27 protein-coding genes are annotated in these 25,622 nt (G+C 72.4%); 16 read left to right on the top strand and 11 right to left on the bottom strand.

All coding sequences use genetic code 11. The features are described from left to right. Positions 1-30: 30 nt before the first annotated feature. Both ABZ738_RS01225 and ABZ738_RS01230 read left to right on the top strand, forming a co-directional pair. The gene (locus ABZ738_RS01225; protein WP_176095362.1) at positions 31-1,890 is read left to right on the top strand and encodes a glycerol-3-phosphate dehydrogenase/oxidase; all 1,860 of its coding nucleotides are present in this window, start codon (positions 31-33) and stop codon (positions 1,888-1,890) included. A gap of 83 nt (positions 1,891-1,973) precedes the next feature. Beyond that, on the top strand, positions 1,974-2,501 hold the full coding sequence (locus tag ABZ738_RS01230) for a hypothetical protein (protein WP_131054855.1): 528 nt from the start codon (positions 1,974-1,976) through the stop codon (positions 2,499-2,501). Positions 2,502-2,541: 40 nt separating this feature from the next. On the opposite strand, the gene ABZ738_RS01235 is transcribed toward ABZ738_RS01230, so the two are convergent. Then, complete coding sequence (locus ABZ738_RS01235; RefSeq protein ID WP_131054856.1) at positions 2,542-3,936, bottom strand: FAD-linked oxidase C-terminal domain-containing protein; 1,395 nt, start codon at positions 3,934-3,936, stop codon at positions 2,542-2,544. Here ABZ738_RS01235 and ABZ738_RS01240 point away from each other — a divergent pair. After that, the gene (locus ABZ738_RS01240) at positions 3,935-4,348 is read left to right on the top strand and encodes a DUF4031 domain-containing protein (protein WP_343232781.1); all 414 of its coding nucleotides are present in this window, start codon (positions 3,935-3,937) and stop codon (positions 4,346-4,348) included. The genes ABZ738_RS01235 and ABZ738_RS01240 overlap by 2 nt on opposite strands. Here ABZ738_RS01240 and ABZ738_RS01245 read toward each other — a convergent pair. Then, positions 4,238-4,909 (bottom strand): metal-dependent phosphohydrolase, encoded by a 672-nt coding sequence (locus tag ABZ738_RS01245; RefSeq protein ID WP_357210249.1) that lies wholly within the window; start codon positions 4,907-4,909, stop codon positions 4,238-4,240. The genes ABZ738_RS01240 and ABZ738_RS01245 overlap by 111 nt on opposite strands. 235 nt (positions 4,910-5,144) lie before the next feature. Between ABZ738_RS01245 and ABZ738_RS01250 the strand changes: the two genes are divergently transcribed. Together ABZ738_RS01250 and ABZ738_RS01255 are read left to right on the top strand one after the other, a co-directional pair. Next, positions 5,145-6,359, top strand: a complete 1,215-nt coding sequence (locus ABZ738_RS01250) for an FUSC family protein (protein WP_236145890.1) — start codon at positions 5,145-5,147, stop codon at positions 6,357-6,359. An 18-nt stretch (positions 6,360-6,377) separates the two neighbouring features. Next, the gene (locus ABZ738_RS01255) at positions 6,378-7,880 is read left to right on the top strand and encodes a PrsW family intramembrane metalloprotease (protein WP_357210252.1); all 1,503 of its coding nucleotides are present in this window, start codon (positions 6,378-6,380) and stop codon (positions 7,878-7,880) included. Between the two features lie 16 nt (positions 7,881-7,896). On the opposite strand, the gene ABZ738_RS01260 is transcribed toward ABZ738_RS01255, so the two are convergent. Both ABZ738_RS01260 and ABZ738_RS01265 read right to left on the bottom strand, forming a co-directional pair. Then, complete coding sequence (locus tag ABZ738_RS01260; protein ID WP_162854396.1) at positions 7,897-8,064, bottom strand: hypothetical protein; 168 nt, start codon at positions 8,062-8,064, stop codon at positions 7,897-7,899. Positions 8,065-8,225: 161 nt separating this feature from the next. Continuing rightward, positions 8,226-8,564: a co-chaperone GroES gene (locus ABZ738_RS01265; protein WP_131057469.1), complete on the bottom strand. Its 339-nt coding sequence runs from the start codon at positions 8,562-8,564 to the stop codon at positions 8,226-8,228. Positions 8,565-8,734: 170 nt separating this feature from the next. On the opposite strand from ABZ738_RS01265, the gene ABZ738_RS01270 reads away from it, so the two are divergent. After that, the gene (locus ABZ738_RS01270; RefSeq protein ID WP_236146039.1) at positions 8,735-10,033 is read left to right on the top strand and encodes an AI-2E family transporter; all 1,299 of its coding nucleotides are present in this window, start codon (positions 8,735-8,737) and stop codon (positions 10,031-10,033) included. A gap of 45 nt (positions 10,034-10,078) precedes the next feature. Here the strand turns inward: ABZ738_RS01270 and ABZ738_RS01275 are convergent, their stop codons facing one another. Next, the gene (locus ABZ738_RS01275) at positions 10,079-12,307 is read right to left on the bottom strand and encodes an ATP-dependent DNA helicase (protein WP_357210256.1); all 2,229 of its coding nucleotides are present in this window, start codon (positions 12,305-12,307) and stop codon (positions 10,079-10,081) included. A gap of 67 nt (positions 12,308-12,374) precedes the next feature. On the opposite strand from ABZ738_RS01275, the gene ABZ738_RS01280 reads away from it, so the two are divergent. From ABZ738_RS01280 to ABZ738_RS01295, 4 genes are all read left to right on the top strand, one after another. Further along, the gene (locus tag ABZ738_RS01280) at positions 12,375-12,881 is read left to right on the top strand and encodes a DUF402 domain-containing protein (protein WP_131052739.1); all 507 of its coding nucleotides are present in this window, start codon (positions 12,375-12,377) and stop codon (positions 12,879-12,881) included. Positions 12,882-12,939: 58 nt separating this feature from the next. Continuing rightward, positions 12,940-13,872, top strand: coding sequence for a PPK2 family polyphosphate kinase (locus ABZ738_RS01285; protein WP_131052738.1), 933 nt, complete (start codon positions 12,940-12,942; stop codon positions 13,870-13,872). Positions 13,873-14,001: 129 nt separating this feature from the next. After that, a complete protein-coding gene (locus ABZ738_RS01290; protein ID WP_131052737.1) occupies positions 14,002-14,628 on the top strand; it encodes a DUF47 family protein in 627 nt (208 codons plus the stop codon). A 4-nt stretch (positions 14,629-14,632) separates the two neighbouring features. Beyond that, complete coding sequence (locus ABZ738_RS01295) at positions 14,633-15,637, top strand: inorganic phosphate transporter (RefSeq protein ID WP_131052736.1); 1,005 nt, start codon at positions 14,633-14,635, stop codon at positions 15,635-15,637. 62 nt (positions 15,638-15,699) lie between these two features. Here ABZ738_RS01295 and ABZ738_RS01300 read toward each other — a convergent pair whose 3' ends face one another. Further along, the gene (locus tag ABZ738_RS01300; protein ID WP_131052735.1) at positions 15,700-16,668 is read right to left on the bottom strand and encodes a Gfo/Idh/MocA family oxidoreductase; all 969 of its coding nucleotides are present in this window, start codon (positions 16,666-16,668) and stop codon (positions 15,700-15,702) included. A 76-nt stretch (positions 16,669-16,744) separates the two neighbouring features. Here ABZ738_RS01300 and ABZ738_RS01305 point away from each other — a divergent pair, with 76 nt between their 5' ends. Then, entirely contained in the window at positions 16,745-17,590 is an 846-nt protein-coding gene (locus tag ABZ738_RS01305; protein ID WP_131052734.1) for an NUDIX domain-containing protein, read from the top strand. Positions 17,591-17,596: 6 nt separating this feature from the next. Here ABZ738_RS01305 and mshD read toward each other — a convergent pair whose 3' ends face one another. From mshD to ABZ738_RS01320, 3 genes are all read right to left on the bottom strand, one after another. After that, positions 17,597-18,523: a mycothiol synthase gene (gene mshD, locus ABZ738_RS01310; RefSeq protein WP_131052733.1), complete on the bottom strand. Its 927-nt coding sequence runs from the start codon at positions 18,521-18,523 to the stop codon at positions 17,597-17,599. A gap of 57 nt (positions 18,524-18,580) precedes the next feature. Next, positions 18,581-19,447 carry a polysaccharide deacetylase family protein gene (locus tag ABZ738_RS01315; RefSeq protein ID WP_131052732.1) on the bottom strand — a complete coding sequence of 289 codons (867 nt, stop codon included), beginning with the start codon at positions 19,445-19,447 and terminating at the stop codon, positions 18,581-18,583. 111 nt (positions 19,448-19,558) lie between these two features. Further along, positions 19,559-20,296, bottom strand: a complete 738-nt coding sequence (locus ABZ738_RS01320) for a response regulator transcription factor (RefSeq protein WP_131052731.1) — start codon at positions 20,294-20,296, stop codon at positions 19,559-19,561. A 250-nt stretch (positions 20,297-20,546) separates the two neighbouring features. On the opposite strand from ABZ738_RS01320, the gene ABZ738_RS01325 reads away from it, so the two are divergent. From ABZ738_RS01325 to ABZ738_RS01345, 5 genes are all read left to right on the top strand, one after another. Next, positions 20,547-21,581 (top strand): hypothetical protein, encoded by a 1,035-nt coding sequence (locus ABZ738_RS01325; protein ID WP_176095354.1) that lies wholly within the window; start codon positions 20,547-20,549, stop codon positions 21,579-21,581. A gap of 112 nt (positions 21,582-21,693) precedes the next feature. Next, complete coding sequence (locus tag ABZ738_RS01330) at positions 21,694-22,479, top strand: DUF2993 domain-containing protein (RefSeq protein WP_131052729.1); 786 nt, start codon at positions 21,694-21,696, stop codon at positions 22,477-22,479. A 72-nt stretch (positions 22,480-22,551) separates the two neighbouring features. Further along, positions 22,552-22,629: an Ms5788A family Cys-rich leader peptide gene (locus tag ABZ738_RS01335; RefSeq protein ID WP_311202345.1), complete on the top strand. Its 78-nt coding sequence runs from the start codon at positions 22,552-22,554 to the stop codon at positions 22,627-22,629. 211 nt (positions 22,630-22,840) lie between these two features. After that, complete coding sequence (locus tag ABZ738_RS01340) at positions 22,841-23,689, top strand: sulfurtransferase (RefSeq protein WP_131052728.1); 849 nt, start codon at positions 22,841-22,843, stop codon at positions 23,687-23,689. A 1-nt stretch (position 23,690) separates the two neighbouring features. Beyond that, positions 23,691-24,014 (top strand): DUF1416 domain-containing protein, encoded by a 324-nt coding sequence (locus ABZ738_RS01345; RefSeq protein WP_131052727.1) that lies wholly within the window; start codon positions 23,691-23,693, stop codon positions 24,012-24,014. A gap of 93 nt (positions 24,015-24,107) precedes the next feature. Here ABZ738_RS01345 and ABZ738_RS01350 read toward each other — a convergent pair whose 3' ends face one another. Beyond that, complete coding sequence (locus ABZ738_RS01350; protein WP_162854347.1) at positions 24,108-24,248, bottom strand: hypothetical protein; 141 nt, start codon at positions 24,246-24,248, stop codon at positions 24,108-24,110. 13 nt (positions 24,249-24,261) lie between these two features. Then, positions 24,262-25,461: a glycosyltransferase family 2 protein gene (locus ABZ738_RS01355; RefSeq protein WP_236145686.1), complete on the bottom strand. Its 1,200-nt coding sequence runs from the start codon at positions 25,459-25,461 to the stop codon at positions 24,262-24,264. Positions 25,462-25,622: the final 161 nt, after the last annotated feature.

Raw genomic sequence — 25,622 nt, forward strand, 5'->3', positions numbered from 1 at the left:
CCTCCACCGGTCGTCCCCGGCGGCCGTGGCATGCCACCAGGTGATCGCTGCGGCTACCGTGGACGGGTGCGCGATCCCCACGTCTTGCGATCCGTTGCCGGCCAGCTCTCGCCCGCCCGCCGGGCCGACGACCTGCGTCGGCTACGGGCCGAGCGCTTCGACGTTCTGGTCATCGGCGGTGGTGTGACCGGTGCCGGTGCCGCCGTCGACGCGGCCTCCCGGGGGCTGAAGGTGGCCCTGGTCGAGGCCCGCGACTTCGCGGCCGGCACGTCCAGCCGGTCCAGCAAACTGATCCACGGCGGCCTGCGCTACCTGGAGCAGTTGGAGTTCCACCTGGTGCACGAGGCGCTCACCGAGCGAGGTCTGCTGGCCACCCGGCTGGCGCCGCACCTGGTGCGTCCGGTGCCGATCCTGGTGCCGCTTCCCGCCGGGCAGGGCGTACGCGATCTTCCGGCCCGGGTGCTGCGGCGGGCCTATTACGGCGCCGGGGTGGCCGCGTACGACGCCTTCGCGGGTCTCTTCGGCGGTGGCCGGGGCATGCCGTTGCACCGGCACCTCAGTCGCGAGGGCGCCCGCCGGGTCTTCCCGAGCCTGCGGACCGAGGGACTGGCCGGCGCGATCCGCTACTACGACGGCCAGGTGGACGACGCCCGCCTGGTGGTGACGCTGGCCCGGACCGCGGCGAGCCTGGGCGCGACGGTGGTGAGCAGCACCCGGGCGGTCGGGTTGATCCGGCAGGCCCGGGAGGTGACCGGGGTGCGGGTCCGTGACCTGGAGTCGCCCGCCGGGTCCCCGGAGGGCGAGTTCGAGGTACGCGCCCGCACCGTGATCGCCGCCACCGGCGTGTGGACCGACGACATGTCACGGATGCTCGACGACGTCGGGTTGCGGCGTGGCATCCGGGTCCGGGCGTCCAAGGGGGTGCACCTGGTGGTGCCCCGCTCGGCGATCACCGGTGAGACCGGGCTGATCCTGCGTACCGCCCGGAGCGTGTTGTTCGTGATCCCGTGGGGCGGGCACTGGATCATCGGCACCACGGACACCGACTGGCAGTTGGACCGCTCGCATCCGGCGGCCTCCGCCAGCGACATCGACTATCTGCTACAACAGGTGAACACCGTGCTGGACCGGCCGCTCACCACGGCCGACATCGAGGGCGTCTACGCCGGGCTGCGCCCGTTGTTGGCCGGCGAGGCCGACTCCACCTCGAAGCTGTCCCGGGAGCACGCCGTCATCGAGCCGATGCTCGGGTTGTTGCTGGTGGCCGGCGGCAAGTACACGACGTACCGGGTGATGGCCTCGGACGTGGTCGACCGGGCCGCGCACCGGCTCGGGGCACAACGTCCCTCGCGCACCGCCGACCTGCCGTTGCTCGGCGCGGACGGGTACGCGTCGATGTGGCGGGACCGGGCCGACCTGGCCCGCCGGCACGGGGTGCCGGTCGGTGTGGTCGAGCACCTGCTGGAGCGTTACGGCAGCCTGGCCATGGACCTGCTCGCCCTGATCGACGCCGACCCGTTGCAGGCGTCTCCGCTGGCCGGTGCGCCGGAGTACCTCGCGGCGGAGGTGACCTACGCGGCCCGTGCCGAGGGCGCGCTGCACCTGGAGGACGTGCTCACCCGGCGTACCCGGGTCTCCTTCGAGACCACGCACCGGGGGCTGGAGTCGGCCGGACACGCGGCCGAGTTGATGGGTGCGGTGCTGGGCTGGGACGAGGCACGGCGGGAGCGCGAGGTGACGCACTACCGGGCACGGGTGGAGGCGGAGCGGCAGTCGCAGTTGATGCCGGACGACGCGACGGCGGACGCCGCCCGGCTGGGTGCGCCGGACGTGCGCGGCTATCCGGCGGACCGTGGTGCCGACGACGGGGCGGCGGGGCTGCCACGCTGACCAGGTCCATTCTGGATATCGCTGCCGGTGGATGTCCGTCCGGACGGTTCCGTGCCCTACCTACGGTAAGGTAAGTTCCGCGCGTGATAGCGCAACCCTGGTCACGGCTGCTGTCCCTGCCCGTCACCGCCCTGGTGGTGGTCGCCCTGAGCGGATGCGCCCCGTTCGGCCAGCGCGCCGAACCGGAGACGTCGGTGAGCGGACCGGCCGCCGACCAGCCGGGTGCCGGCGGCGCCGCGACCAGCGGCCAGGGGCGGGTCAGCCTGTTGCAGAACCTCGGCAGCGACGGGCCGCTGCGCACCCTGAACGTGACCCCCGACGGCCGCTGGGAGTGCATCGACTGTGCCGGCGACGGCGTCACCTCGACCGGCACACTCAACGAGGAACTCCGCGAGCGGTTGCAGCAGTTGCTCGCCGATCCGAGGCTGGCCCGGGAGACCGACGAGGCCCGGGGTTACCGGGTCACCTGCGTCGGCGCGTTGACGTCCAGCCTGCTCACCTCGGCGGGCCTGATCACCTCGCAGGACTGCCCCGGCGAGGAACGACCCGAGGTGGCCGAGGAGATCCTGCTGCTGCTCACCCAGAACACCCCGGCCGAGATGGTCGGCTGAGGCGGCCCGTCAGAAGCACCCCGCCCCCGGACGGCCCGGATCAGAGCACCTTGCCGGGGTTGAGCAGCCCGGCCGGGTCGAGTGCGTCCTTGATCGCCTGATGCACCCGGACGCCCACCGGCCCGATCTCGCGGGCCAGCCACTCCCGCTTGAGCAGCCCGACGCCGTGCTCGCCGGTGCAGGTGCCGCCGAGTGCCAGGCCGAGTCGCATGATCTCGTCGAAGGCCCGGCGGCCCCGCTCCAGACTGGCCGGATCGGCCCGGTCGACCACGATGTTGGGGTGCATGTTGCCGTCACCGGCGTGACCGACCACACCGATCGGCACCCGGCACTCGGCGGCGATCCGGGCGACCCCGTCGAGCAGCGCGGCCAACGCCGCCCGGGGCACCGCCACGTCGTCGATGATCAGCCCACCGTTGCCGTCCGGATACGTGTCCGAGGCGTACTTCTCCATCGCCGGGTGCGCCAGGCGTCGGGCCTGGAGGAGGGCGGCGGCCTCCACCGCGTCGGTGGCCGCGTACACCTCGGCGGCACCGGCCGCCGTGCAGACGGCGGCCAGCTCGGCCAGGTCCTCGGCGGCGCGGGGACCGGTGTCGGCGGCGGCCAGCAGCAGCGCCTCGGCGTCGGTGCGCAACCCCATCGGCCGGTACGCCTCGATCGCCACCAGGTGGGTGCGGTCGAGCAGTTCGAGCAGGCTGGGGGAGAGGCCACGGGCGGCGATCCGGGCCACCGCGTCGCCCGCCTCGGCGGTGGAGCCGAAGACCGCCACCATCGTCAACGACTCCGCCGGAGCGGGCCGCAGCGCCACGGTCACCTCGGTGACCACCCCGAGGGTGCCCTCGGAGCCGACGAAGAGCCGGGTGAGGTCGTACCCGGCGACCCCCTTGGCGGTACGCCGGCCGGTGCGCAGCACCTCACCGGAGGCGAGCACCACCTCCAGGCCGAGCACGTACTCGGTGGTGACGCCGTACTTGACGCAGCACATCCCGCCCGCGTTGGTGGCGACGTTGCCGCCGATCGTGGACGACTCCCAGGAACCCGGGTCCGGCGGATACCACAGGCCCTGCTCGGCCACGGCGGCGCTGAGCGCCGCGTTGACCACGCCGGGCTGGACCACCGCGATCCGACTCACCGGGTCGATCTCCAGGATGGTGTCCATCGCCACCGTGCTCAACACCACCGCGCCCGCGACGGCGTTCGCCGCACCGGCCAGACCGGTCCGCGCGCCCTGCGGCACCACGGGTACGCCGTGCCGCCCGGCCGCCCGGACCACGGCGGCCACCTCCTCGGTGCTGCGCGGCCGGACGACCGCCAGTGGGGTGCCGGACGCGCACAGGTCGGCCTCGTCCCGCTCGTGCCCGCGCAGCAGGTCCGGGTCGGTGAGGACGGCGTCCGGGCCGAGCGCGGCGCGGAGGTCGTCGAGGAGGCTGGCCATGGGCCGAGGCTACGACCGGCCGCTGGCGATCATCAACCTCGGGTCGCTGCCGGGTACCGTGACTGCCGTGATCTTCGTGGACCGGCCGGCCTGGCCGGCACGGGGCCGACTCTGGTCCCACCTGATCAGTGACGTCTCCGTCGCCGAGCTGCACGCCTTCGCCGAGGCGCTCGGTGCGCCCCGGCGCGGCTTCGACCGGGACCACTACGACATCCCGGCGGAACGCTTCGCGATGGCGGTCTGGCTCGGCGCGCAGGTGGTGCCGAGCCGCGAGATCGCCCGGCTCCTGCGGGCCACCGGCCTACGTCGCCCCAAACACCTCGCCGCCCGGGTCCCGGCCGGTGAGGGCGGCCAGCTCGCGGGTCAGGTTGGCCCGGGCCCGCGCCTGTCCGGCGTCGGCCAGCGGAGCTGACCGGAACAGCGCGGGCAGGGCGATCAGCCCGGAGAGCACCCGGGCCCGACCGACCCGGTAGTCCGGCTCCGGCACGTGGGCGTACTCCCGCCGGATCGCCGCCGCGTACCTGTCGTACTCCGGCTCGGGTGCGGCCAGCACCGCCAGGTCGGCGTCGCAGAGCAGTACGCCGTCGGCGTCCGCCGGGTCCACCGCGTGCCCGGCGGTGAGCAGGACCAACCGGCCGACCTCGGCCACCTCGGCGGCGGGCAGCCCGACCCGGGTGAGCAGGACCTCCGCGAGCGCCGCGCTGTCACGTTCGTTGCGGTCGCCGGGCGCCCGGGGGTCGTACACCGCGTCGTGGCACCAGGCGGCGAGCCGGACCAGATCGGGCTGGTGCGCGGCGGGTGCGTACCGGTCGACGACGTCGAGCACGGCGGTCAGGTGGTCGAGGGTGTGGTAGTGGCGGTGCGGCTCCTGCCACCGGGCGACCAGCTCGGCCCCGGCGTCGTCCACCGCCGTCGGCCGGGTCGCGCCCGCCGAGAGGGCGGCAGTGCGCCACCGTTGCGTCAACCCCGTCACCCGGACGAGTCTGCCGCACCGGCCGGGAGTCCGCGTCGCGGCGGTTCCGGATCCGTGCCGGCCCGGCCCGAACCGCCTCCGGCGGGCGTCGCGTCCGGCAGTGTCCGGGACGGGCGGACCGTCACCCGACGGGAGGATGCACCCGGTCGGCGAGGAATGTCCCGACGTGCGGCGGGTAGTCGCGGCCATGGCGGTGGCCCGGGACCGACGATTCACCCTGCTACGCGGCAACCGCATGCGGGACGGCCTGTCGGACGTGGACACCCAGCGGATCGCGGAGACGGTGGCGCAACTGCACCACCGGGGCAAGGCCACCCTCAAGGACCGCCTGCACCGGGTCCGGATGTCGCTCGCCCTGGCCCTCCAGGCGGGTCTCGCGGCCGGGCTGGCCTGGGTGGCCGCGCACGAACTGCTGGGCAACCCGCAGCCGGTCTTCGCCCCGATCTCGGCGGTCGGCACCCTCGCCGTCTCGGTGGGCCAGCGGTTCCGCCGGACCGCCGAGCTGATCATCGGGGTGGGTGTCGGGGTGTTCGTCGGTGACCTGCTGGTCTATTTCCTGGGCACCGGTCCGTGGCAGCTCGCGTTGATCGTCACCTCGGCGATCCTGCTCACCATCTTCGCCGGTGGCAGCGTCGCCATCGTCATCCAGGCGGCGGCCACCGCGGTGCTGATCGCGACGCTCAGCCCCTCCGTCGAGGACCTGGAGATCCCCCGGTTCATCGACGCGCTCGTCGGCGGCAGCATCGCGTTGCTGGTCACCGCCGTCCTGCTGCCGCTCAACCCGCTACGGGTGCTCAACCGCGCCGCCCGGCCGGCCCTGGACCTGCTCGCCGAGCAACTCGACAACGCCGCCGACGGCCTGCGCGACCGGGACCGCGACCGGATCCAGGAGGCGCTGGACCGGCTGCGGAACAACAAGGAGGAACTGTCCGCACTCAGCGAGGCGATCGAGGGGGCGAAGGAGACCGCCCTGCTCTCCCCGGCACGCTGGCACCGGCGCAGCGAACTGACCCACTACGCGGAGGCGGCCGAGCCGATCGACCGGGCGATGCGCAACAGCGGCACGCTGATCCGGCGGGCCGTCACCCTCGTCGAGGACGACGAACCGGTCCCGGGGCCGATGCCGGACGCGATCGCACACCTCGCCGAGTCGGTCCGTCTGCTCAAGAAGGAGTTCGCCCAGGGCGAGGAGCCCGAGCAGGCCCGGGAACGGTCGCTGCGCGCGGTCAGCGAGGCCGGCCGGGCGTACGCCGAGGGGGTCGGGTTCTCCGGCAGCGTGGTGGTGGCCCAGGTGCGTACCACCGCCAGCGACCTGATGGTGGCGTCGGGGATCAGCCAGGAGGAGGCGAACCGGCTGGTCCGGCAGTCCTTCGGTGAGCTGGACCGGCCGGGTGCGCCGTCCGGCCCGGAACCGGCCGCCAAGGCGCCCACCGCACCCCCGGTCGGCTGAGCCGGGGGCGGGGTGCCGATGCGCCGGGCCGGGTGGGCTCGGCATGACTACGCTGACCGCATGGCCGACACCCCGTCCGGCGGATACCTGCCGCCGTCGCCTCCCGTGCCCGGCGCGCCACCCGGTGGCCCCGGTACGCCCGGCATGCCGCGTCGCCGGTTCCGCTGGCGGCGGGCGCTGGTGCTGGCCGGGGTGATCCTGGTGATCGCGGCCAGCGCGATCTTCATCATCTTCACGCTCGGTGCCAGTCTCGGCGGGGAGGCGTTGCTGGTCGGTACGGCCGCCGCGATCCTGCCGGTCCCGGTGCTGGTGGCCTGCTTCCTCTGGCTCGACCGGTACGAGCCGGAGCCGTTGAAATACCTCGTCTTCTGCTTCGCGTGGGGTGCCTTCGTCTCCACCTCGATCTCGTTGCTGGTGAACGAGACGGCCGCCAACTGGTTCGACGACCAGGGACTGCCCGCCGGTCTGACCGCGGTGCTGGTCGCGCCGTTCATCGAGGAGCTGACCAAGACCCTCGGCCCGATCCTGCTGCTGATCTTCCGGCGGCGGGAGTGGTCGGGCATCACCGACGGGCTGGTCTACTGCGGACTCTCCGCGATCGGCTTCGCGATGGTGGAGAACATCCTCTACCTCGGCGGCCTCGGGTACGCCTCCGGCGTCGAGCAGTACGGCCCGGCGACCGGTGCGCAGCAGGTCATCGCCATCTTCATCGGCCGGATCCTGCTGTTCGGCTTCGCCCACCCACTGTTCACCTCGTTGGCGGGTATCGGGCTCGGTATCGCCGCCCGGGCGGCGGACCGGCGGGTCCGTTTCTTCGCCCCGGTCGCCGGTCTGCTGCTGGCGATGATGCTGCACGGCGCGTGGAACCTGCTGCCGACGCTGGCCGAGGCCACCGGCGAGGTGCTGATCTCGGTGGTCGGCATCGTCGGGGTGATGGTGCCGATCTTCTTCGGCATGGTCGGTTTCGCGGTCTGGCTGCGGGCCTGGGAGGGCCGGCTCACCGAGCGGACCCTGCCCGACTACGTCCGCGCCGGCTGGCTGACCCCGCCGGAGGTGGCGGCGTTGAGCAGCCTCGGGCGGCGGCACGCGGCCCGGGTGTGGGCCCAGCGGGTGGGTGGCGAGGCCGGGCTGCGGGCGATGCGCGGCTACCAGTTCGCGGCGACCCGGTTGGCGCTGTTGCGCGACGGCGTGACGCGGGGCCTGGACCGTCGGCCCGCCGACCGGGAACGGACGGCGCGGGAGGAACGGGAGCTACTGGACTCGATCAGCCTGTACCGGTCGTACTTCGTGGGCCGGGACCCGCAGACCCCGGTGGGAGTCTGGGACGGCGAGCGGTACCACCTGCGCTTCCCCGACGGCTCCCAGCGGGCGGTCGAGGCACCGGACGAACCGGTGGTGCCCATCCCGGTGGTGCTCACGCCGCCGCAGCCACCACCGCCGCCCGCCTACCCCGCCGGGTACGGCCCGTACGGCTGGCACGGGCAGCACCCGCCCGCGCACTGGCCGCCGGGCCACCGCTGAGCGGACGGGTGCCCGGTCAGGCCATCAGGCTGGTCAGGAAGTCCCCGAGCCCCTGCGCCATCATCATCAGGGCCGCTCCGATCGACCGGAACATCTGGGCGGCGCCCTCCGGCCGGAAGGCCATGAAATAGATCAGGAACGCGAGGCTGCCCCAGGCCAGCACCTTCTTCACGAATACCGGCATCGTCCCTCCCCAGGGCCGGTGGTGCGGCTGGCTTCCCGCCGGGGAGCGTGGCAAACGACGCGGACGGTGTCAGTGCCGTCCGGGGACGGTCGGGCAGCCCACGAGGAGCGCAGTCGTCGCCGGGTGTCCTGGTGCCTTCGGGTGTCTCGGTGCCGCCGGGGTCACAGATAGAGCCCGGTGGCGTCCTCCTCGACCCGCTCGGCGGCCACCGCGTGCACGTCACGCTCGCGCAGCAGCACGTAGCCGCGCCCGTGCAACTCCACCTCGGAGCGGTCGTCCGGGTCGAAGAGCACCCGGTCGCCGGAGACGATCGAGCGTACGTGCGGCCCGACTCCCACGGCGGTGGCCCAGGCCAGGCGCTTGCCCACGGCCGCGGTCGCGGGGATCACGATGCCGGCGGTGGAACGGCGCTCGCCCTCGCTTCCCTCCACCCGCACCAGCACGCGGTCGTGCAGCAGCCGGATGGGCAGGCCGGAGTCGAGATTCGGGTCCGCTGTCACGCCGCAGACGCTACCGTGTCGCCTCCGGCGCGCCGCCGGTGGTCACCCGGGTTGGGCAGCCGTCCGTGGGGGCAATGTGTGGCGGAAGTTTGCCCTACCGTGGAGCGGTCGGACGTATCCTGTCCGCCCCTGGCGCCCATGCGCGGGCCGAAATCTGCCTGGAGGTGCCCGTGAGCCGGTTCGAGCGGATCCGCAGCCGCGTGCGTCGCGCGTACGAGTCGGGTCGGGATTCGGTGCGTACCGCCCGGAACCGGCCGCCGGACGTCCCGGAGCCCGCCGCTACGGCCTCGCCGTCGCGGCCCGGTCCGGTGGCGTCGCCGACCGCCACCGTGGTCGACGAGGAGTCCCCGGAGCCAGGGCCCGCCTCCACCTCCAGCCGTGACGACGCGGACGTGCCGCACGCGTTACGCATCGCCGCCGGCTGGTCGTGGCGGTTGATCGTGGTCGGTGTCGTGTTCTGGGCGCTGGTGAAGGTCGTCAGCACGATCAGCATCGTGATCATTCCGCTCGCCGTCGCCCTGCTGCTGTCGGCGTTGCTGGCGCCTGCCGTCGGGTGGCTGCTGCGGGCCCGGTTCCCGAGGTCGCTGGCGACGGCGGTGGTGCTGGTCGCCGGCCTGGCCGCGGTGATCGGCACGTTGACCCTGGTGGTCAACGAGTTCATCAAGGGCGTACCGGAGCTGGCCGCGAAGTCGACCCAGGGCCTGCAACAGATCCAGGACTGGCTCAAGACCGGGCCGCTGCACCTCTCCGACAACGACCTCGACCGGTACATCGAGGAGGTCCAGCAGTTCGTCAACAACAACACCGAGCGCTTCACCAGCGGCGCCCTCTCCACCGCCGCGACCCTGGCCGAGGTGCTGACCGGCACGGTCCTGGTGCTCTTCGCGGCGTTCTTCTTCCTCCGTGACGGCACCGTCATCTGGCGGTTCCTGGTCCGGCTGCTGCCGGTGGCGGCACGCTGGAAGGTCGACGACGCCGGCCGGGCCTCCTGGGCGACCCTGGGCGCCTACGTCCGGGCCACGGTGCTGGTCGCGTTCATCGACGCCGTCGGCATCGGCATCTTCCTCGTCATCTTCGACATCCCGTTCGCGTTCCCGCTGGCCGCGCTGGTCTTCCTCGGCGCGTTCATCCCGATCGTCGGCGCCACCCTTTCCGGTGGCGTGGCGGTGCTGGTGGCGCTGGTCGACAGCGGCCCGGTGACCGCGCTGATCATCCTCGGCGTGGTGATCGGCGTACAGCAGGTGGAGGGGCACATCCTCCAGCCGCTGATCATGGGCCGGGCGGTGGCCATCCACCCGCTCGCGGTGATCATCGGGCTGGCCGCCGGCGTGGTGCTCGCCGGGATCACCGGCGCCCTGGTCGCCGTGCCGTTGATCGCGGTGCTCAACACGGCGGTCCGCCGCCTCGCCGCGCGTACCGTGCCGGACACCCCACCGGACGCGGTGGTCGTCGCCTCCCGCGCCCCCTGACCCGCAGCGGCCGGGCCCTGCCCTGCCCTGCCCTGCCCGGCCCGGTCAGTCGGCGGCGAGCCGGGTCAGCGCGCCCTGGACCACCTCACGGCGGGTCGTGTACCAGAACGGCGGCAGCGACCGGCGCAGGAACGGCCCGTACCCACGGGCGGTCTCCAGCCGCGAGTCGAGCACCGCCACCACGCCCCGGTCACCGTTGGCCCGGATCAGCCGCCCGACCCCCTGGGCCAGGCGGACCGCCGCGATGGGGACGCTGACGGCGGCGAAGCCGGAGCCGCCCTGGGCGTCCACCGCCGCCGCCCGCGCGGCGGCCAGCGGCTCGTCCGGCCGGGGGAAGGGCAACCGGTCGATCACCACCAGTTGGCACGAGTCGCCGGGCACGTCCACCCCCTGCCACAGCGACATCACCCCGAACAGGCAGCTCGACCGTTCCTCGCGGAACCTGCGCACCAGCAGCGGCAGCGTCTCCTCGCCCTGGAGCAGCACAGGCAGGTCGGTGCGTGCCCGCAGCAGCTCCGCCGCCTGCTGCGCGGCCCGCCGGGAGGAGAACAGCCCGAGCGTACGGCCACCGAGCGCGGTGACCAGCGAGAGCAACTCCTCCCCGGCGGCGTCCGGTAGCCCGGAGACACCGGGCCGGGGCAGGTGCGCGGCCACATAGAGGATGCCCTGGCGGGGATAGTCGAAGGGAGATCCGACGTCCAGCGACCGCCAGCCGGAGCCGGAGTCGGTCGCCGCGCCGGACCCGACGGGAGCGCCGCCCGACCCGGTCTCGGCGGGGGCCGCGTCACCCGGTGCCGTCCGGGGTCGACGGGTGGTGTCGGCGAGCGCGGCGGCGGCCGGCGTCGGCGGGGTGGGCGGCGGCGCGTCCAGACCCAGGGCACGGGCCACGGTGTCGAATCGCCCACCCAGGGCCAGGGTCGCCGAGGTGGCCACCACGGTCCGCTCGTCGTAGAGGTGGGTGGCGAGCGTGCCGGCGACCGAGAGGGGCGCGACGACGAGGGCCCGCCGCCCGGTGTTGTCGTTGCGCTCCACCCACGCCACGTCGTGCTCCGCCTCGTCCAGCAGCCGCTGGGCGGTGGTGGAGAGTTCGTCCAGCACGGACTTGGCCTGCTGTTTGCGTACCGGGTCGGGGTCGTCGGCCTTGATGTCGCCGATGCCGTCCAGCGCCGCGCGGGTCGCCGCGTCGAGCAGCGTGCAGGCATTCCGCAGCGGGTCGGGCAGGCCGTCGGTGATCCGTCCGGCCGGTGCCTCGGCCAGCCCGACCGCGAGGGCGTCACCGGACGCGGTCAGCGCCTCGGCGGTCTCCGGCCGCAGCAACGGACGGGCCCGCCGGGCGGAACGGTCGATCAGCTCCGGGGTCAGCTCGGCCTGGGCCGCGGAGGAGACCCGGTCGGCCAGCTCGTGCGCCTCGTCCACCACCAGCAGCTTGTGCGGCGGGACGATGTGCCGTCCGGCGAGCATGTCGACGGCGAGCAGGCTGTGGTTGGTCACCACGATGTCGGCCTCGCGGGCGCGGGCCCGGGACGCCTCCGCGAAGCACTCCGCGCCGTACGGGCAGCGGCTCGCGCCGACACACTCCCGGGCCGGCATGGACACCAGCCGCCAGGACTGGTCGTCGACGCCGGGGTCGAGTTCGTCCCGGTCACCGGTGTCGGTCTCCATGGCCCAGTCCCGCAGGCGCTGGATCTGCTTGCCGAGCCGACCGGCCTCGCCCAGCCACTTGGCGCCACCGCCGGGGCGCTCGGTGGGGGCGTCGAAGAGGGTGTCCTCCGGCTCGTCCTCGTTGGAGTTCTCCAACCGGGCCAGGCAGAGGTAGTGGTGGCGGCCCTTGAGCACGGCGAAGGTCGGCCGGCGACCGAGCACCGGCTCCACCGCGTCGGCCAGTCGCGGCAGGTCGTGCTCGACCAGTTGGGACTGCAACGCCAGGGTCGCGGTGGAGACCACCACCGGCCCGTCGACGGTCAGGGCGGGCGCCAGGTAGGCCAGGGACTTGCCGGTCCCGGTGCCGGCCTGCACCAGCAGGTGGTCGCCGGAGGCGACGCACTCCTCGATCGCCGTGGCCATCTGCTGCTGCCCGGGGCGGGCGGCCCCGCCGGGCACCGCGCCGACGGCGGCGGCGAGCAGGTCGGCCCCGCCGGGCCGGTCACCTCGACGGCGGGCCTTGGCGCGGGCGGAGCCGGTGGCGGCGCGGGGCGGAGTCACCGTGGCACGGTACCCGGCGGGGCTGACGCGGGCCGTACCGATCGGCCGTGTTGCGGCGTCACGGTGCGGCACATATCTCCCCGTCGTCCGGTAACTTCCTGACGGCGACGGGTGGGCGAAATCGGTTAGGGTGCGACTCATGCCGAGCGACGTGGTCCGCGTGATCTACCGCAAGTACGACGGCAGCGCCCACCGCGACTACCCGGCCCGCCGACTGACCGAGGACGACCTCGGGGTCTGGCTCGGCGTGTCGGCCGGCACCAGCTCCGTCTACCACGGCCGCCCGTCGGTCGAGCAGATCCCGTTCGTGCTGCTCGTGCCGCATCACGCCTGGTGGACCGGCATGTTCAACCCGCCCCCGCGCACCAGCGAGGTCTACTGCGACATCACCAGCCCGGCCCGCTGGGACGGCGAGGACACGGTGCACCTGATCGACCTGGACCTGGACGTGGTCCGGCGGCGGGAGACCGGCCTGGTCGAGCTGCGCGACGAGGACGAGTTCGCCGAGCACCGGGCCCGCTTCGGCTACCCCGACGACCTGGTGGCGGAGGCCGAGGCGGCGGCACGGTGGCTGCTCGGCGCCCTGGGTGACGGCACCGAGCCGTTCGCCTCCTCGTACCGCAAGTGGTTGGCTCTGGTGGTCTGAGCCCGACCGGCTCCGGCGTCGCCGCGCGCCACCACCGTCGGCGCGCGATGATGCTGCGATGGGCGACGACGGTGGAACTGACGTGGTGGCGCCGATCGGCGGCACCGTACGCGACCTGCTCCGGGTGCCACCCGGAGCGCCGGTCGACCTCGGGGCGACAAACCCGCGCGCGACGCCCGGGTTGCCCGGCTCGGAGGTGACCGGGCCGGATCGCAAGGGGTGGGCCCGTCGGCAGGTCAGGTACGTCGGTGCCGGACTGGCCCGCCAGCAGGAGATGCTGTTCGCGGGTGCGAAGGCCGACCCGGGGTCGGGGCGGCGGGTGCTGCTGGTCCTCCAGGCGATGGACTGCGGTGGCAAGGACGGCACGGTCAAGCGGGTGGTCGGCGCGATGAACCCGCTCGGCGTGCACATCCGGGCGTTCGGGCCGCCGACCGCCGAGGAACTCCGACACCATTTCCTGTGGCGAATCCGACAGGCGCTGCCGCCGGCGGGACACCTGGGGGTGTTCAACCGCTCGCACTACGAGGACATCCTGGTGCCCCGGGTGCAGGAACGCGCACCGGAGAACGTCTGGCGCCCCCGGTACGCCGAGATCGACGACTTCGAGCGGGAGTTGACCGACGACGGGGTGGCGATCGTCAAGGTCTTCCTGCACATCTCCCACACCGAGCAGGCGCGTCGGCTGCTGGCCCGGCTGGACGATCCGACGAAGCACTGGAAGTACCACCCCTCCGACATCGACGCCCGCGCCCGCTGGGACGACTACCAGTCCGCGTACGCGGAGCTGCTGGGCCGCGCCGGCAGCGACGCCGCGCCCTGGTACGCGGTGCCGGCGGACCGGAAGTGGTACCGGGACTGGGCGGTGGCGCACCTGCTGCGTGAGACGTTCGACACCCTCCCGCTGGGGTATCCGCCCGCGGACTTCGACATCGCGGGGGAACGGGAGCGATTGCTGAGGACAACGGGTCTGCTGAAGGTGAACGGAAGTTGAACGAGCGGTGAATGGCACCTGGCCAGGGGTGGGCCGCCGAAGGTCCGCTCGGGGGGTTCCCTAGCATTCCCTCAGCAGGGCGCCGGACGGCGGCTGCACCCCTACCACCGACACGACGAGGTCCGTGCTGTGAGGTTTTCATTTCGCCCCAACGAGGGCGCCTTCTACGAGCTCTTCACCAGGGCTGCGCAGAACCTGGTCCGGGGTACCGCGCTGCTGAACGAGCTGGCCCTGCCCGACGTCGAGGTGCAGTCGGTCAGTGAGCGGCTCACCGAGGTCGAGCACGACAGTGACAAGATCACACATGAGTTGTTCAAGAAGATCAACTCGACCTTCGTCACTCCGTTCGACCGGGAGGACATCTACCGGTTGGGGTCGCTGCTGGACGACGTGATGGACCACCTGGAGGCGGTCGGCAACCTGCTCTACCTCTACGGGCTGACCAAGCTGCCCTCGCTGCCCCGGGAGATGCACGAGCTGGTGCACGTCCTCGACCAGCAGGCCAAGTTGACCGCCGAGGCGATGCCCCGGTTGAAGTCGATGAAGGACCTGGAGGACTACTGGATCGAGATCAACCGGCTGGAGAACGACGGCGACCAGGCGTACCGGATGCTGCTGGTGCGACTCTTCTCCGGCGAGTACGACGCCTTGACCGTGCTGAAGATGAAGGAGGTCGCCGACGAGCTGGAGGCCGCCTGCGACGCCTTCGAGCACGTGGCGAACACCGTCGAGACCATCGCGGTCAAGGAGTCCTGATCCTGTGAGTCCCGAGCTCATCGCGGTGCTGGCGGTGATCGGGGTGGCCCTGGTGTTCGACTACACCAACGGCTTCCACGATGCCGCCAACGCGATCGCGACCAGCATCTCCACCCGGGCGCTCACACCCCGGGTCGCGCTCGCCATGGCGGCGGTCGGCAACTTCATCGGCGCGCACTTCGGCGCCGAGGTCGCCAAGACCGTCGGCAGCGGGCTGGTGGACCTGCCCACCGGTGTGTCCAGCCTCGGTATCGTCTTCGCCGGTGTGATCGGCGCGATCACCTGGAACATCATCACCTGGTACTTCGGACTTCCCTCGTCCTCCTCGCACGCCCTGATCGGTGGTCTGGTCGGCTCGACCGTCGCGGCCTCGGGCACCGTGCTCTGGAAGGGCATCGGCGAGAGCGTGATCATTCCGATGATCCTCTCGCCGATGGTCGGTTTCATCCTCGGCTACATCGCGATGATCGCCGTGCAGTGGATCTTCCGGAAGGGGCACCCGGGCAAGCTCAACCGGGGCTTCCGCTGGGCGCAGACCGCCTCGGCGGCGGCCATGTCGGTCGGCCACGGCATGCAGGACGCCGCCAAGACCATCGGCATCGTGGTGCTCGCCCTCTTCGTCGGTGGTTACCAGGACGACGCCACCTACATCCCGGAGTGGGCGTTCTGGACCTCCGCCGCCGTGCTGGCCGCCGGCACGTACGCCGGTGGATGGCGGATCATCCGGACCCTCGGTCGGAAGATCATCGACCTGCGCCCGCCGGAGGGCTTCGCGGCCGAGACCGTGGCCAGCGGCGTGCTCTACTTCAACGCGCTGGTGCTCGGCGCGCCCATCTCCACCACGCACACGATCACCTCGGCGATCATGGGCGTCGGGGCGACCAAGCGGCTCTCCGCCGTGCGGTGGGGCGTGGCCGGCAACATCGTCGGCGCCTGGATCCTGACGTTCCCGGCCGCCGGTTCGATCGGCGCGCTGATGTACTTCGTCGTCCGCCCCCTGTTCAGCTGAGATGAAAGGAAGGGTCCCCTGCTAACGCCTCGCGTATAGCAGGGGACCCTTCCTAACATCGCTCAGAGGTAGGAGACGCCGATCTGGGCGCGGACGTCGTCCAGCAGGGTCATGATCTCCAGGGTCGCCGAGTGCGGCACCAACGGGCTCTCGGTCAGCCCCTCGGTCAGGCAGCGCTGCACCTCGATCGCCTCGTACTGGTAGCCGTTGCCGACCAGCTCGGCGGTGATCGTCTCGGCCGGCTCGTCCGCCCGGTGCAGGGTGAAGCCGTCCGGCCGGAAGAACGGATCGGGCAGCTCGATCCGCCCGGTCGTGCCGACGATCGAGGCGGTCAGCCCGGTCGCCCCGACCATGCCGCAGCTCAGCGTGGCGACGGCACCGGAGTCGTACCCGAGCACGATGCCGGTGTTCTCGTCCGTGCCCTCCGGCCCCAGCTTCGCCCACGACCGAAGGTGCTGCGGCACACCGAGGATCAGGTGGGCCAGGCTCACCGGGTAGACGCCCAGGTCGAGCAGGGCACCCCCACCCAATGCCCGGGCCCGCATCCGGTGCTCGGGCGGGAACGGCCCGGCCACGCCGAAATCGGCCCGTACGCCGGTGACGGTGCCGATCGCCCCCTCGGCGATCAGCTCACAGGCACGCAGGATGAGCGGGTTGCACCGCATCCACATGGCCTCCATCAGGAAGACGTTGCCCGCGCGCGCGATCTCCACCAGCTCGGTGCTGGTGGCCAGGTCGAGCGTGAACGGCTTCTCCACCAGCGCCGGCTTGCCGGCCACCAGGCAGGTGCGGGCCGCCTCGTGGTGGGCGGCGTGCGGGGTGGCGACGTAGATCACGTCCACCTCGGGGTCGGCGACCAGATCGTCCCAGGTGCCGTACGCCCGCGTCGCGCCGTGCTGCTCGGCGAAGCGCTCGGCGCTGGCGGTGGTCCGTGAGCCGACCGCGACCAGTTCCGCGCCCGGCACCAGGCGGAGGTCTTCGGCGAAGCGGGCGGCGATGTGGCCGGTGGCCAGGATGCCCCAACGAGTCATGGCGTGACGCTACCGAAGATCACCTCCGGGCGGCACCGCTGATCCACCGGCCGGGACATCGCTCTAAGCTCGGCGTATGACCCTGGACCGTGGTTATCCCGCGCCGCCCGCACTGGTGGAGCACGCCCGCCGGTTCCAGGCGTCGGGCGGGGTTCCCACGGTGCCCCGGACGGCCGCCACCGTGCTGCTGCTTCGTCCCGCCGACGAGGGTTTCGAGGTCTACCTGATCCGCCGGGTCGCGGCGATGGCCTTCGGCGGCATGTACGCCTTCCCCGGCGGCGGGGTCGACCCCTCGGACTCGACCGCGCACCTCGACTGGGCGGGGCCCGAACCGGCCGACTGGGGCGTACGCCTCGGCGTGCCGCCGCAGGCCGCGCAGGCGGTGGTCTGCGCGGCGGCCCGGGAGGTGTTCGAGGAGGCCGGGGTGCTGCTCGCCGGTCCGGACGCGGAACGGGTGGTCGGCGACGTCAGCGACGACGGCTGGGAGGCCGCCCGGGTCGACCTGGAGCAGCGCCGGACCGGCTTCGCCGAGTTGCTTGCCGCGCGGGACCTGACGCTCCGGTCCGATCTGCTGCTGCCGTGGAGCCGGTGGGTGACCCCGGACTTCGAGCCGCGCCGCTTCGACACGTACTTCTTCGTCGCGTTGCTGCCCGAGGGGCAGCGGACCCGGGAGGTCTCCGGCGAGGCCGACCACGCCCTGTGGATCAGGCCCGGCGACGCCTGCGAGCGCGCGGCGGCCGGTGAGTTGACGATGCTGCCGCCGACCCAGGTCACCCTCGCCGAGGTGGCCGCCTGTGCCGACCTGGCGGCGGTGGCGCGGGCGGCGGCGGCCCGGGACGCGGGCAGCCCGATCACGCCGGTCCTGGACCTCTCCGACGAGGCCGATCCCCGCTTCTATCTGGATACCCCGCCGACGCGCTGACCCACCTCAGCCGAGGTGGTAGTTGACGTGGGCGGACCAGCGGGCGAACCCGGTCCGCTCGTAGAGCGCCACCGCGCCGGTGTTGGACTCGTCCACGTAGAGCATCACCCGGTCCAGCCCGCGCTGCTCCCGCAGGTACGCCAGCCCGGCCGTGGTCAGCGCCCGACCGAGCCCGCCGCCGTGCGCGGTGGGCTCGACCCCGAGTACGTAGACCTCGCCGATGCGCGCCGACCCTTCCCGCGCGTGCACCTTCGTCCAGTGGAAGCCGAGCAGCCGCCCGGTCGACGATTCGACGGCGAGCAGGAAACCGGCCGGGTCGAACCACGGCTCGTCGAGGCGTACGCGCAGGTCGTCAGCGGTCCAGCGGCCCTGCTCGGGATGGTCGGCGAAGGCGCGGGCGTTCAGGGCCAGCCAGGCGTCGTCGTCCTGACCCGGTCGGAACGCGCGCAGTTCCACCCCGTCGGGCAGGCGCGGCGGGTCCAGTGGTGCGGTCAGCGGTCGACGCAGTTGCCAGAGCACCCGGGCACGGCGGAAACCGAGGTCCACCGCGAGCGCGGCGGCCGACGGGTGGTCGCCGTGGGCCCAGGCGCGCAGTGGCCCGGTGGCGGCGACGACCATCTCGCGGGCCAGCGCCCGACCGATGCCGCGTCGGCGGTACGCGGGGTGCACCACGAGTTCCGCGCCGATCCCGTCGGCCGGGTCGCCGGTGTCCAGGTGGGCGTACCCGGTGAGGGTGTCGTCGTCGGCGCGGGTCAGCAGGTGGATCGCGGGTGCCCGCTCGTCGCGCAGCCGGAGCAGGACGTGTTCGTCCAACGGGTCCGCGCCGTCGGTGTCGCCCGCCGTACGGGCCAGCGCCAGCACCTCGGCGATCTCCGTGGGCCCGAGCCGTTCGGTGCGGTGGACCTGGTCGCCGGTCGATCGAGTGCCGCTCATCCCGTCACCGTATCCGGGTCACCGGCGACATCGCGGCGGTGGGCGGGCCGGCGCCGGTCAGAATCCGTGACGCGGTAGCGCCTGGACGTCGAGTCGGCCACGCAGTTCGGGCAGGATGCGGTACAAGGCGTCCACTGTGCCCTGTCGGTCGCCTCCGGCGTCGTGCAGCAGCACGATCGAGCCGGGTTGCACCCCGTCGAGCACCGACGCGGCGATCCGGTTCGCGCCGGGCCGCTGCCAGTCGGAGGTGTCCAGCGTCCAGTGCAGCGGCGTCATGCCGAGTTCCCGGGCGGTGGCGATCAGCGAGTACGTCCAGGCGCCGCCGGGCTGGCGGTACCAGGCGATCGGGGCGTCCGGCACGGCGGCGCGGATCGCCTCGCTGGTGCGCAGCAGGTCGTTCCGGATCCGTTCCGGTGACCGCGCGCCCAGCGTCACGTCGTGTTCCCAGCTGTGGTTGCACAGCGTGTGGCCGTCGGCCACGATCTGCTGGACGAGCCACGGGTACGCCTGGGCGTTCTGGCCCACCAGGCAGAAGGTCGCGGTGACCCGGTGCTCCCGCAGCAGGGCGAGCACCTGCGGGGTGTAGTCCGGGTTCGGCCCGTCGTCGAAGGTGAGGGCGACGGTGCCGGTGCCGGTGGTGACCCGGGTGCCCATCGGACCGAAGTTGGGGTCCTGGGCCTCGCCCTGGTCCGGGTCGTGCGGGACGCCGCTGGGCGGGACGGCGCCGGGCGTGCCGGTGGGTGCGGGGGCGTCCGCCGAGGGCGGGACCTGGTCGGCGTACTCGGGATGCTCGGCACCGGTCGCGGTGACCGCGGAGTTGTCGCGCGGCTCCTGGGGCAGCAGGTTGCGCCCGAGCAGGTACGTCGAGCCGAGCACCGCGGACACCACGAGCACGATGATGCCGACCGCCTGTGTCGTACTCACCGGCCGTCGTGCCGAGCTCCCGTAATACGTGCCCACCGCAGCCCCTTTTGCTGGTCAACTCGGCAGTCACCATAAGGCTGACGAGTTGCCCAAAAGGGGCATATGGGGGAATTAGCCCTCGACGGTGAGAGGGTGCAACGCCAGGGACGCGTGCTCGGTGGCCTCGGCCAGCGCCCGGTTCGACGGTACGACGAACTTGTAGCCCACCTGGCGCACGGTGCCGATCATCGACTCGTACTCGGAGCCGAGCTTGGCCCGCAGCCGACGCACGTGCACGTCCACCGTCCGGGTGCCGCCGAAGTAGTCGTAGCCCCAGACCTCGCGCAGCAACTGGTCGCGGGTGAACACCCGGCCCGGGTGCTGGGCCAGGAACTTCAGCAGCTCGAACTCCTTGTAGGTGAGGTCGAGCGGGCGGCCCTTGAGCTTGGCGGCGTACGTGTCGGGGTCGATCATCAGCTCGCCGGCCCGGATCGAGCCGCCGGCACCGGCCGTGGCGTTGCTCAACCGGCCGACCGCGAGCCGCAGCCTGGCCTCCACCTCGGCCGGACCGGCGGAGGCGAGGATGACGTCGTCCACGCCCCAGTCGGCGTTGAGCGCGATCAGGCCGGCCTCGGTGACGACCGCGACCAGCGGTACGCCCAGCCCGGTGGCGTGCAGCATGCGGCAGGTCGCCCGGGCCTCGCTGAGTTCGGAGCGGGCGTCGACGAGCACGGCGTCCGGGCTCGGACCGGCGACCAGGGTGCGGACGTCGCGTGGTGCGGTGCGCACCGAGTGCGGCAGCAGGTCGAGTGCGGGCAGCACAGCGGATGGTTCGCCTGCCCGTGCGGTCACCAGCAGCAGGATCTCCACGATCACCTCCGTCCCGGCGGCCGGTGTGGCCGCACGCGACCAGCGGCACTCAGGGCGAGTGGGCGCTGGGAACTTCCGTGGGTCCCGGCGTCGCTGACGGGCGGGTTTCGGCTTGAGAATAGCCGATGGCCCTGCTTGGACCGCGTAATGGTTTCCGGTTTGCCCCTTCTGCCCATGATCGCGGCCAAGGTTTTAACGTCGTGGAAACCGTGGCACCCGAGTTGTGCATCTGGTCTGGCACGATCGGTGCGTGTTTCCCTCCAACTCGCCCGAGGCCGACCGCGAACAGTGGGTGGACGACGTGCCCCCCGGGGACGGCTCGGCACCGCGTACCGGTCCGGCCGTGGAAACCGAGGAGCGGGGCCGCTCCCGGGGCCCGCGACGCCTCAGGCGCGGCGGCTCGCCCCGACGTGCCGACGACGCGCTCGACGAGGAGGAGGACGAGTACGACGAGCCACCGGTCGAGGTCCCCACGAAGCTCTCCCTCGCCGTCGGCGGGTTCGCCGCGCTGCTCGGCATCGGGCTGATCATCGGCGCGCAGACCTCCGGACCCGGCGACCGGGTGCCCTTCGCCATCGTGGTGTTCCTCGTGCAGGTGCTGTTCGTGCTGGTCTGGACGGTGGTGAACCGGCCGCCCGCCGCCGCGGTGGTGATCGGTGCCGGCGTACTGGCCGCCGCCGTGGCCGACACCGTGGCCATCCGGACGGCCGAACCCCGCATCCTGCCGCTGTTCTACGTCGCGGCCGGTGGGGTGCTCGTGGCGGTGCTCGGCCAGTTGGTCCGGCGGGTGGACCGGCTACGGGTGACCGACTCGGTGCGGACCACCGCGACCATCGTGCTCGGCCCGGTCGCCTTCGCCACGCTCATCGTGCTCACCCGGGTTCCCGCCGGCACCCAGGCGATCGTGGTCTGCCTCGCGGCGAGCGCGGTCGCGCTCACCGTGGCCCGGCTGACCGACGCCGTCGCGGCCTGGCCCCGGCTCGCCCCCCAGGTGCCGCGAGGGGCCGCCGGGGTGGTCGGTGGCGCGATGGTGGGTACGCTCGGGAGCGCGTTGCTCGGCGGCTATCTGGTCACCCCGTTCACCCCGACCCGGGCCGCGATCATCGCCCTGGTCACCGCAGTCGTCGCCGTGCTGGCCGACCTGGCCTCCGGATACGCCGAGGCCGGTCGACTGATGGCGGGCGAGCTGCCCGACGCGTGGGCGGCGCGGCACGTGCAGGGGCCGCTCGCCGGCTTCGCGATGGCCGCCCCGGCCGCGTACCTGATGTGCCGACTGGTGTTGTAGCCGGCCGCTGCGGCGGGCGGTTGAGGAATCCGGACATCGGGTAACACCGGTGCGCCGCCGGGCGTACCGGCGATTCGGCCGGGATCGACGTGCGACAGGACAAGGAGAAGGTGTGGAGCACGAGCAGACCTATGGACGGCGCCCGCGGCGACGGGGGCGCAAGGTACTGATCGGCTTCGTTGTCCTGCTGGTCGTACTCGTCGGTCTGCTCGCGATCGCCGACCGGGTCGCGGCCAACGTGGCCGAACGCACCATCGCCGACGAGGTCCGCCAGCAGGTGGCCCAGCAGGGTGCGCAGTCCTCCCCGCCCGAGGTCGAGCTGGGCGGGTTCCCCTTCCTCACCCAGGTGCTCGACGGCCGCTACGAGCGGGTCACCATCCGGCTGCGGGACGTGCAGGGCTCGGTGCAGGGCGACGCGGTCGCGCTGCCCAGCCTGGACGTGGACGCCCGCAACGTCCGCGCCAGCCTGGACACGCTGCGTACCGGCCAGGGCGACGTGGTGGCCGAGACGGTCAACGGGACCGGCACCATCGACTACCAGAGTCTCGCCGCGTTGCTCGACCGGGAGGGGCTGACCCTCGGCGAGCAGGACGGCAAGCTCTCGGTGACCGCCCCGTTGGACGTGCTCGGCCAGCGCCTCACGGTCACCGGCACCGCCGAGATCGTCGTCGGGGAGCAGGGGCAGATCGCGCTCCGCTTCGACGACCTGGACGCCGAGGGCCTGCCCAGCCTGCCGATCGCCCGCACCCTGCTGAACAATTTCGCCCGCAGCATCTCGGTCGACGTACCCCTGCCGGAGCTGCCGTTCCAGCTCACCGTCCGGGAGGTCGTGCCGAGGCCGGAGGGGCTGACGGTGACGGCGGACGCACGGGACGTGCCGATCAACTCGGTCGGCTGATCCCGGCGCCCACGTCCCGGATGCTGGTCGGGCCGGTGGAGATTCGTGAGATCGCTGATAGGCTCCCTGGTCATGGGGACGCTCCTCACCAAACGGCGCGCGGTCGACCTGTGCCGCGTGGCCACCTGCCTGTGTCGCCCCGTCATCTGACGGCGGGGCTGTTTCGGGCCGCCTAGCGGCCTTCGGCACTTGGGGTACGCGTACCTGATCCCGGTGCACCCCACCGGACGCCCGGCAGCGGCGCCGTCGCACGAATCCCGTGATCCGTTCCTAGCTATGGGTCCCGCGCGTGGTGCGACTCCTTCATCACAGCGAATTCCGCGCGCTGGCTCACCATCCATCCTCACCAGGGAGTGATCTGATGAGTCGCGACACCGCACTCGTCTCGGCCGAGTGGGCCGAGAAGAACCTCGACGCCCCGGGCGTCGTCTTCGTCGAGGTCGACGAGGACACCTCGGCCTACCACACCGGTCACATCGCCGGTGCGATCAAGCTCGACTGGAAGACCGACCTGCAGGACCCGGTCCGCCGGGACTTCGTCAACAAGACCCAGTTCGAGGCGCTGCTCTCCGAGCGTGGCGTCGGCAACGACGACATCGTCGTCCTGTACGGCGGCAACAACAACTGGTTCGCCGCGTACGCGTACTGGTACTTCAAGCTCTACGGCCACGGCGACGTCAAGCTGCTCGACGGCGGTCGCAAGAAGTGGGAGCTGGACGGCCGTCCGCTGGTCCGGGACGAGGTGACCCGCTCGGCGACCCAGTACGTCGCGCAGGAGCCGGACAACAGCATCCGGGCCTTCCGCGACGAGGTCGTCGCCGCGATCGGCACCAAGAACCTGGTCGACGTGCGCAGCCCCGACGAGTTCGCCGGTCGCCTGCTCGCCCCCGCCCACCTGCCGCAGGAGCAGGCCCAGCGGGGTGGCCACATCCCCACCGCGATCAGCGTGCCGTGGTCGAAGGCGGCCAACGAGGACGGCACCTTCAAGTCCGACGACGAGCTGCGCAAGATCTACGGCGAGGCCGGGCTGGACGACGGCAAGGAGACCATCGCGTACTGCCGGATCGGCGAGCGCTCCTCGCACACCTGGTTCGTGCTCCAGGAGCTGCTCGGCCACCGCAACGTGAAGAACTACGACGGATCCTGGACCGAGTACGGCTCGCTGGTCGGCGTGCCGGTGGCGCTCGGCGACGAGCCCGGGGAGGCCTGAGATGACCGCACCGACCGCCGCCGGTTGCGCCGCACCGGATCAGGCCGCGCCGTTGCCGGCCAGCATCGACCTGGAGAAGGAGACGGTCATCACCGGCCTCGTCCGCTCCACCGAGGGTGAGCCGGTGCCGGGTGCCTACGTTCGGCTGCTCGACTCGACCGGCGAGTTCACCGCCGAGGTGGTGACCTCTCCGGCCGGTCAGTTCCGGTTCTTCGCCGCTCCCGGCAACTGGACCCTGCGGGCGCTGTCCCGGCACGGCAACGGCGACACCGCCGTCACCGCCGGACGGGGCGTCAACGAGGTGACCGTCACGGTCACCGACTGACCCACGCTCTGATCGGCCTCGTGGCCCGCGTCCCCCATATCCACCGGGGGACCCGGGCCACGAGCCGTCTGCGCCCTTCCGCGACGCGGTACGTCAGCCGACCTTGCGGCGGGCCTTGGCGCCCCACTTGGCGGCGGTCACCAGCAGGGCGCCGAGCCCCAGCAGGATGCTGCCGAGCAGGCCGACGGTGGCGGTGGAGGCGCCGGTCAGCGGGAGGTCCTGGTTCGCGGACATGTTGTCACCTCCCTCAGCCCTTCACGCCGACCGCCATGCGCGCCGGGGAATCCCAGACGCACCGGTCGACCGTCGGCTGTCGGATCGCCTTCACCAGGGCGTGCACCAGGATCACCCGGTACAGCAGGTCGGCGAAGACGATCACGGGGAGGAACAGCGGTAGGCGGGGGCGCCGGAGCCGCCAGGCGGCCAGCCCGACCCAGAGGCTCTGCCCGGCCAGCATGAGCCCCAGCCCGGCCAACAGCCCCGGACCGGCGGTGGCGAGCAGCCAGAGGGTCATCGGGGCGCCGGCCACATAGAGCACCCAGTGCAGCATCAGCAGCAGGTACGCGAAGTCGAAGCGGCTCGTGTGCCGACCCACCCGGTGCCCGATGACGCCCTGGAAGGTGCCCCACATCCAGCGCAGGTTCTGCCGGTACCAGTCGGGCAGCGTGGTCGGGTCCTGGAGGTGTGCCAGTGCGCGCGGCGCGTACACGACCCGGCCGAGGTGGCGCCGGTGCGTCTCCAGCACCCAGTACGTGTCGTCGACGATGTAGGGCGGCTGCTGCGGCAGCACGGCGTCCAGCAGTTCGGTGCGGTACACCGAGTTCGAGCCGGAGATGCAGTTCATGACGTTGAAGTGGCTCTGGATCCGGCGGATCACCGCCTGATACATCCAGTAGCTGTAGGCGCGCTTGGCCAGCCACGGGTTCCACCGCCGTTCCGGCGGCCACCACGTGACGTTGTGGCCCACCGCGATGCCGACCTCCTCGGTCAGCTCGGCCAGGGCGGCGGTGACGAAGTCCGGCGCGACCACCACGTCGTCGTCGAGGATGGCGACCGCGCGGTAGTGCGTACCGAGACCGAACTCGACGTATCCGGCGTGCAGGGCGGCCGGCTTGCCGACGTTGCGGGCCAGGGCCAGCACCCGGGCGCCGACGGACTCGGCGAGGTGAGCGGTGTCGTCGGTCGAGGCGTCGGAGACGAGGTACACGTCGCTGCCGGTGGCGCGTGCCGCGCGTACCGTCTCGGCGATGGTCGCGGCGCCGTTACGGCAGGCGATCAGGACGGCCACCTGGTCCGGGCGTACCGGGCCGTAGCGCGGCGACCGGAGCGCGTGACGCGGCCGGTAGGCCACCTCGGGGCGGACGAAGCCGTAGCCGAAAGACCCGACGATCAGCAGCAGCGCGACGGCACTCACAGTGATGGTCGAGGCCAGGAGGACTTCCAGCATGACAGCCAATCCGCAGGCGGGAGGGGATGTGAACGCCGCTCGCGTTGAGGCGTGCTGCTAACGCTAAGTGACGGACCGTCGGTCGCCAAGAGCGGTGATCGCTTTCGTCCGTTCGGCCGACGGCCGGATGGCCCTCCGGTCGGTCGGAAACGCCGATGACC

Source organism: Micromonospora sp. NPDC047793 (assembly GCF_040642635.1).
GTDB lineage: Bacteria > Actinomycetota > Actinomycetes > Mycobacteriales > Micromonosporaceae > Micromonospora.

Bases quoted from the DNA above. Each gene is read 5' to 3' on its own strand.
- ABZ738_RS01225 (WP_176095362.1), top strand. From the start codon at position 31: ATGCCACCAGGTGATCGCTGCGGCTACCGTGGACGGGTGCGCGATCCC.
- ABZ738_RS01240 (WP_343232781.1), top strand. From the start codon at position 3,935: ATGGGCCGAGGCTACGACCGGCCGCTGGCGATCATCAACCTCGGGTCG.
- ABZ738_RS01235 (WP_131054856.1), bottom strand. From the start codon at position 3,936: ATGGCCAGCCTCCTCGACGACCTCCGCGCCGCGCTCGGCCCGGACGCC.
- ABZ738_RS01250 (WP_236145890.1), top strand. From the start codon at position 5,145: ATGCGGGACGGCCTGTCGGACGTGGACACCCAGCGGATCGCGGAGACG.
- ABZ738_RS01255 (WP_357210252.1), top strand. From the start codon at position 6,378: ATGCGCCGGGCCGGGTGGGCTCGGCATGACTACGCTGACCGCATGGCC.
- ABZ738_RS01260 (WP_162854396.1), bottom strand. From the start codon at position 8,064: ATGCCGGTATTCGTGAAGAAGGTGCTGGCCTGGGGCAGCCTCGCGTTC.
- ABZ738_RS01280 (WP_131052739.1), top strand. From the start codon at position 12,375: ATGCCGAGCGACGTGGTCCGCGTGATCTACCGCAAGTACGACGGCAGC.
- ABZ738_RS01285 (WP_131052738.1), top strand. From the start codon at position 12,940: ATGGGCGACGACGGTGGAACTGACGTGGTGGCGCCGATCGGCGGCACC.
- ABZ738_RS01300 (WP_131052735.1), bottom strand. From the start codon at position 16,668: ATGACTCGTTGGGGCATCCTGGCCACCGGCCACATCGCCGCCCGCTTC.
- ABZ738_RS01305 (WP_131052734.1), top strand. From the start codon at position 16,745: ATGACCCTGGACCGTGGTTATCCCGCGCCGCCCGCACTGGTGGAGCAC.
- mshD (WP_131052733.1), bottom strand. From the start codon at position 18,523: ATGAGCGGCACTCGATCGACCGGCGACCAGGTCCACCGCACCGAACGG.
- ABZ738_RS01335 (WP_311202345.1), top strand. From the start codon at position 22,552: ATGGGGACGCTCCTCACCAAACGGCGCGCGGTCGACCTGTGCCGCGTG.
- ABZ738_RS01340 (WP_131052728.1), top strand. From the start codon at position 22,841: ATGAGTCGCGACACCGCACTCGTCTCGGCCGAGTGGGCCGAGAAGAAC.
- ABZ738_RS01345 (WP_131052727.1), top strand. From the start codon at position 23,691: ATGACCGCACCGACCGCCGCCGGTTGCGCCGCACCGGATCAGGCCGCG.
- ABZ738_RS01350 (WP_162854347.1), bottom strand. From the start codon at position 24,248: ATGTCCGCGAACCAGGACCTCCCGCTGACCGGCGCCTCCACCGCCACC.
- ABZ738_RS01355 (WP_236145686.1), bottom strand. From the start codon at position 25,461: ATGCTGGAAGTCCTCCTGGCCTCGACCATCACTGTGAGTGCCGTCGCG.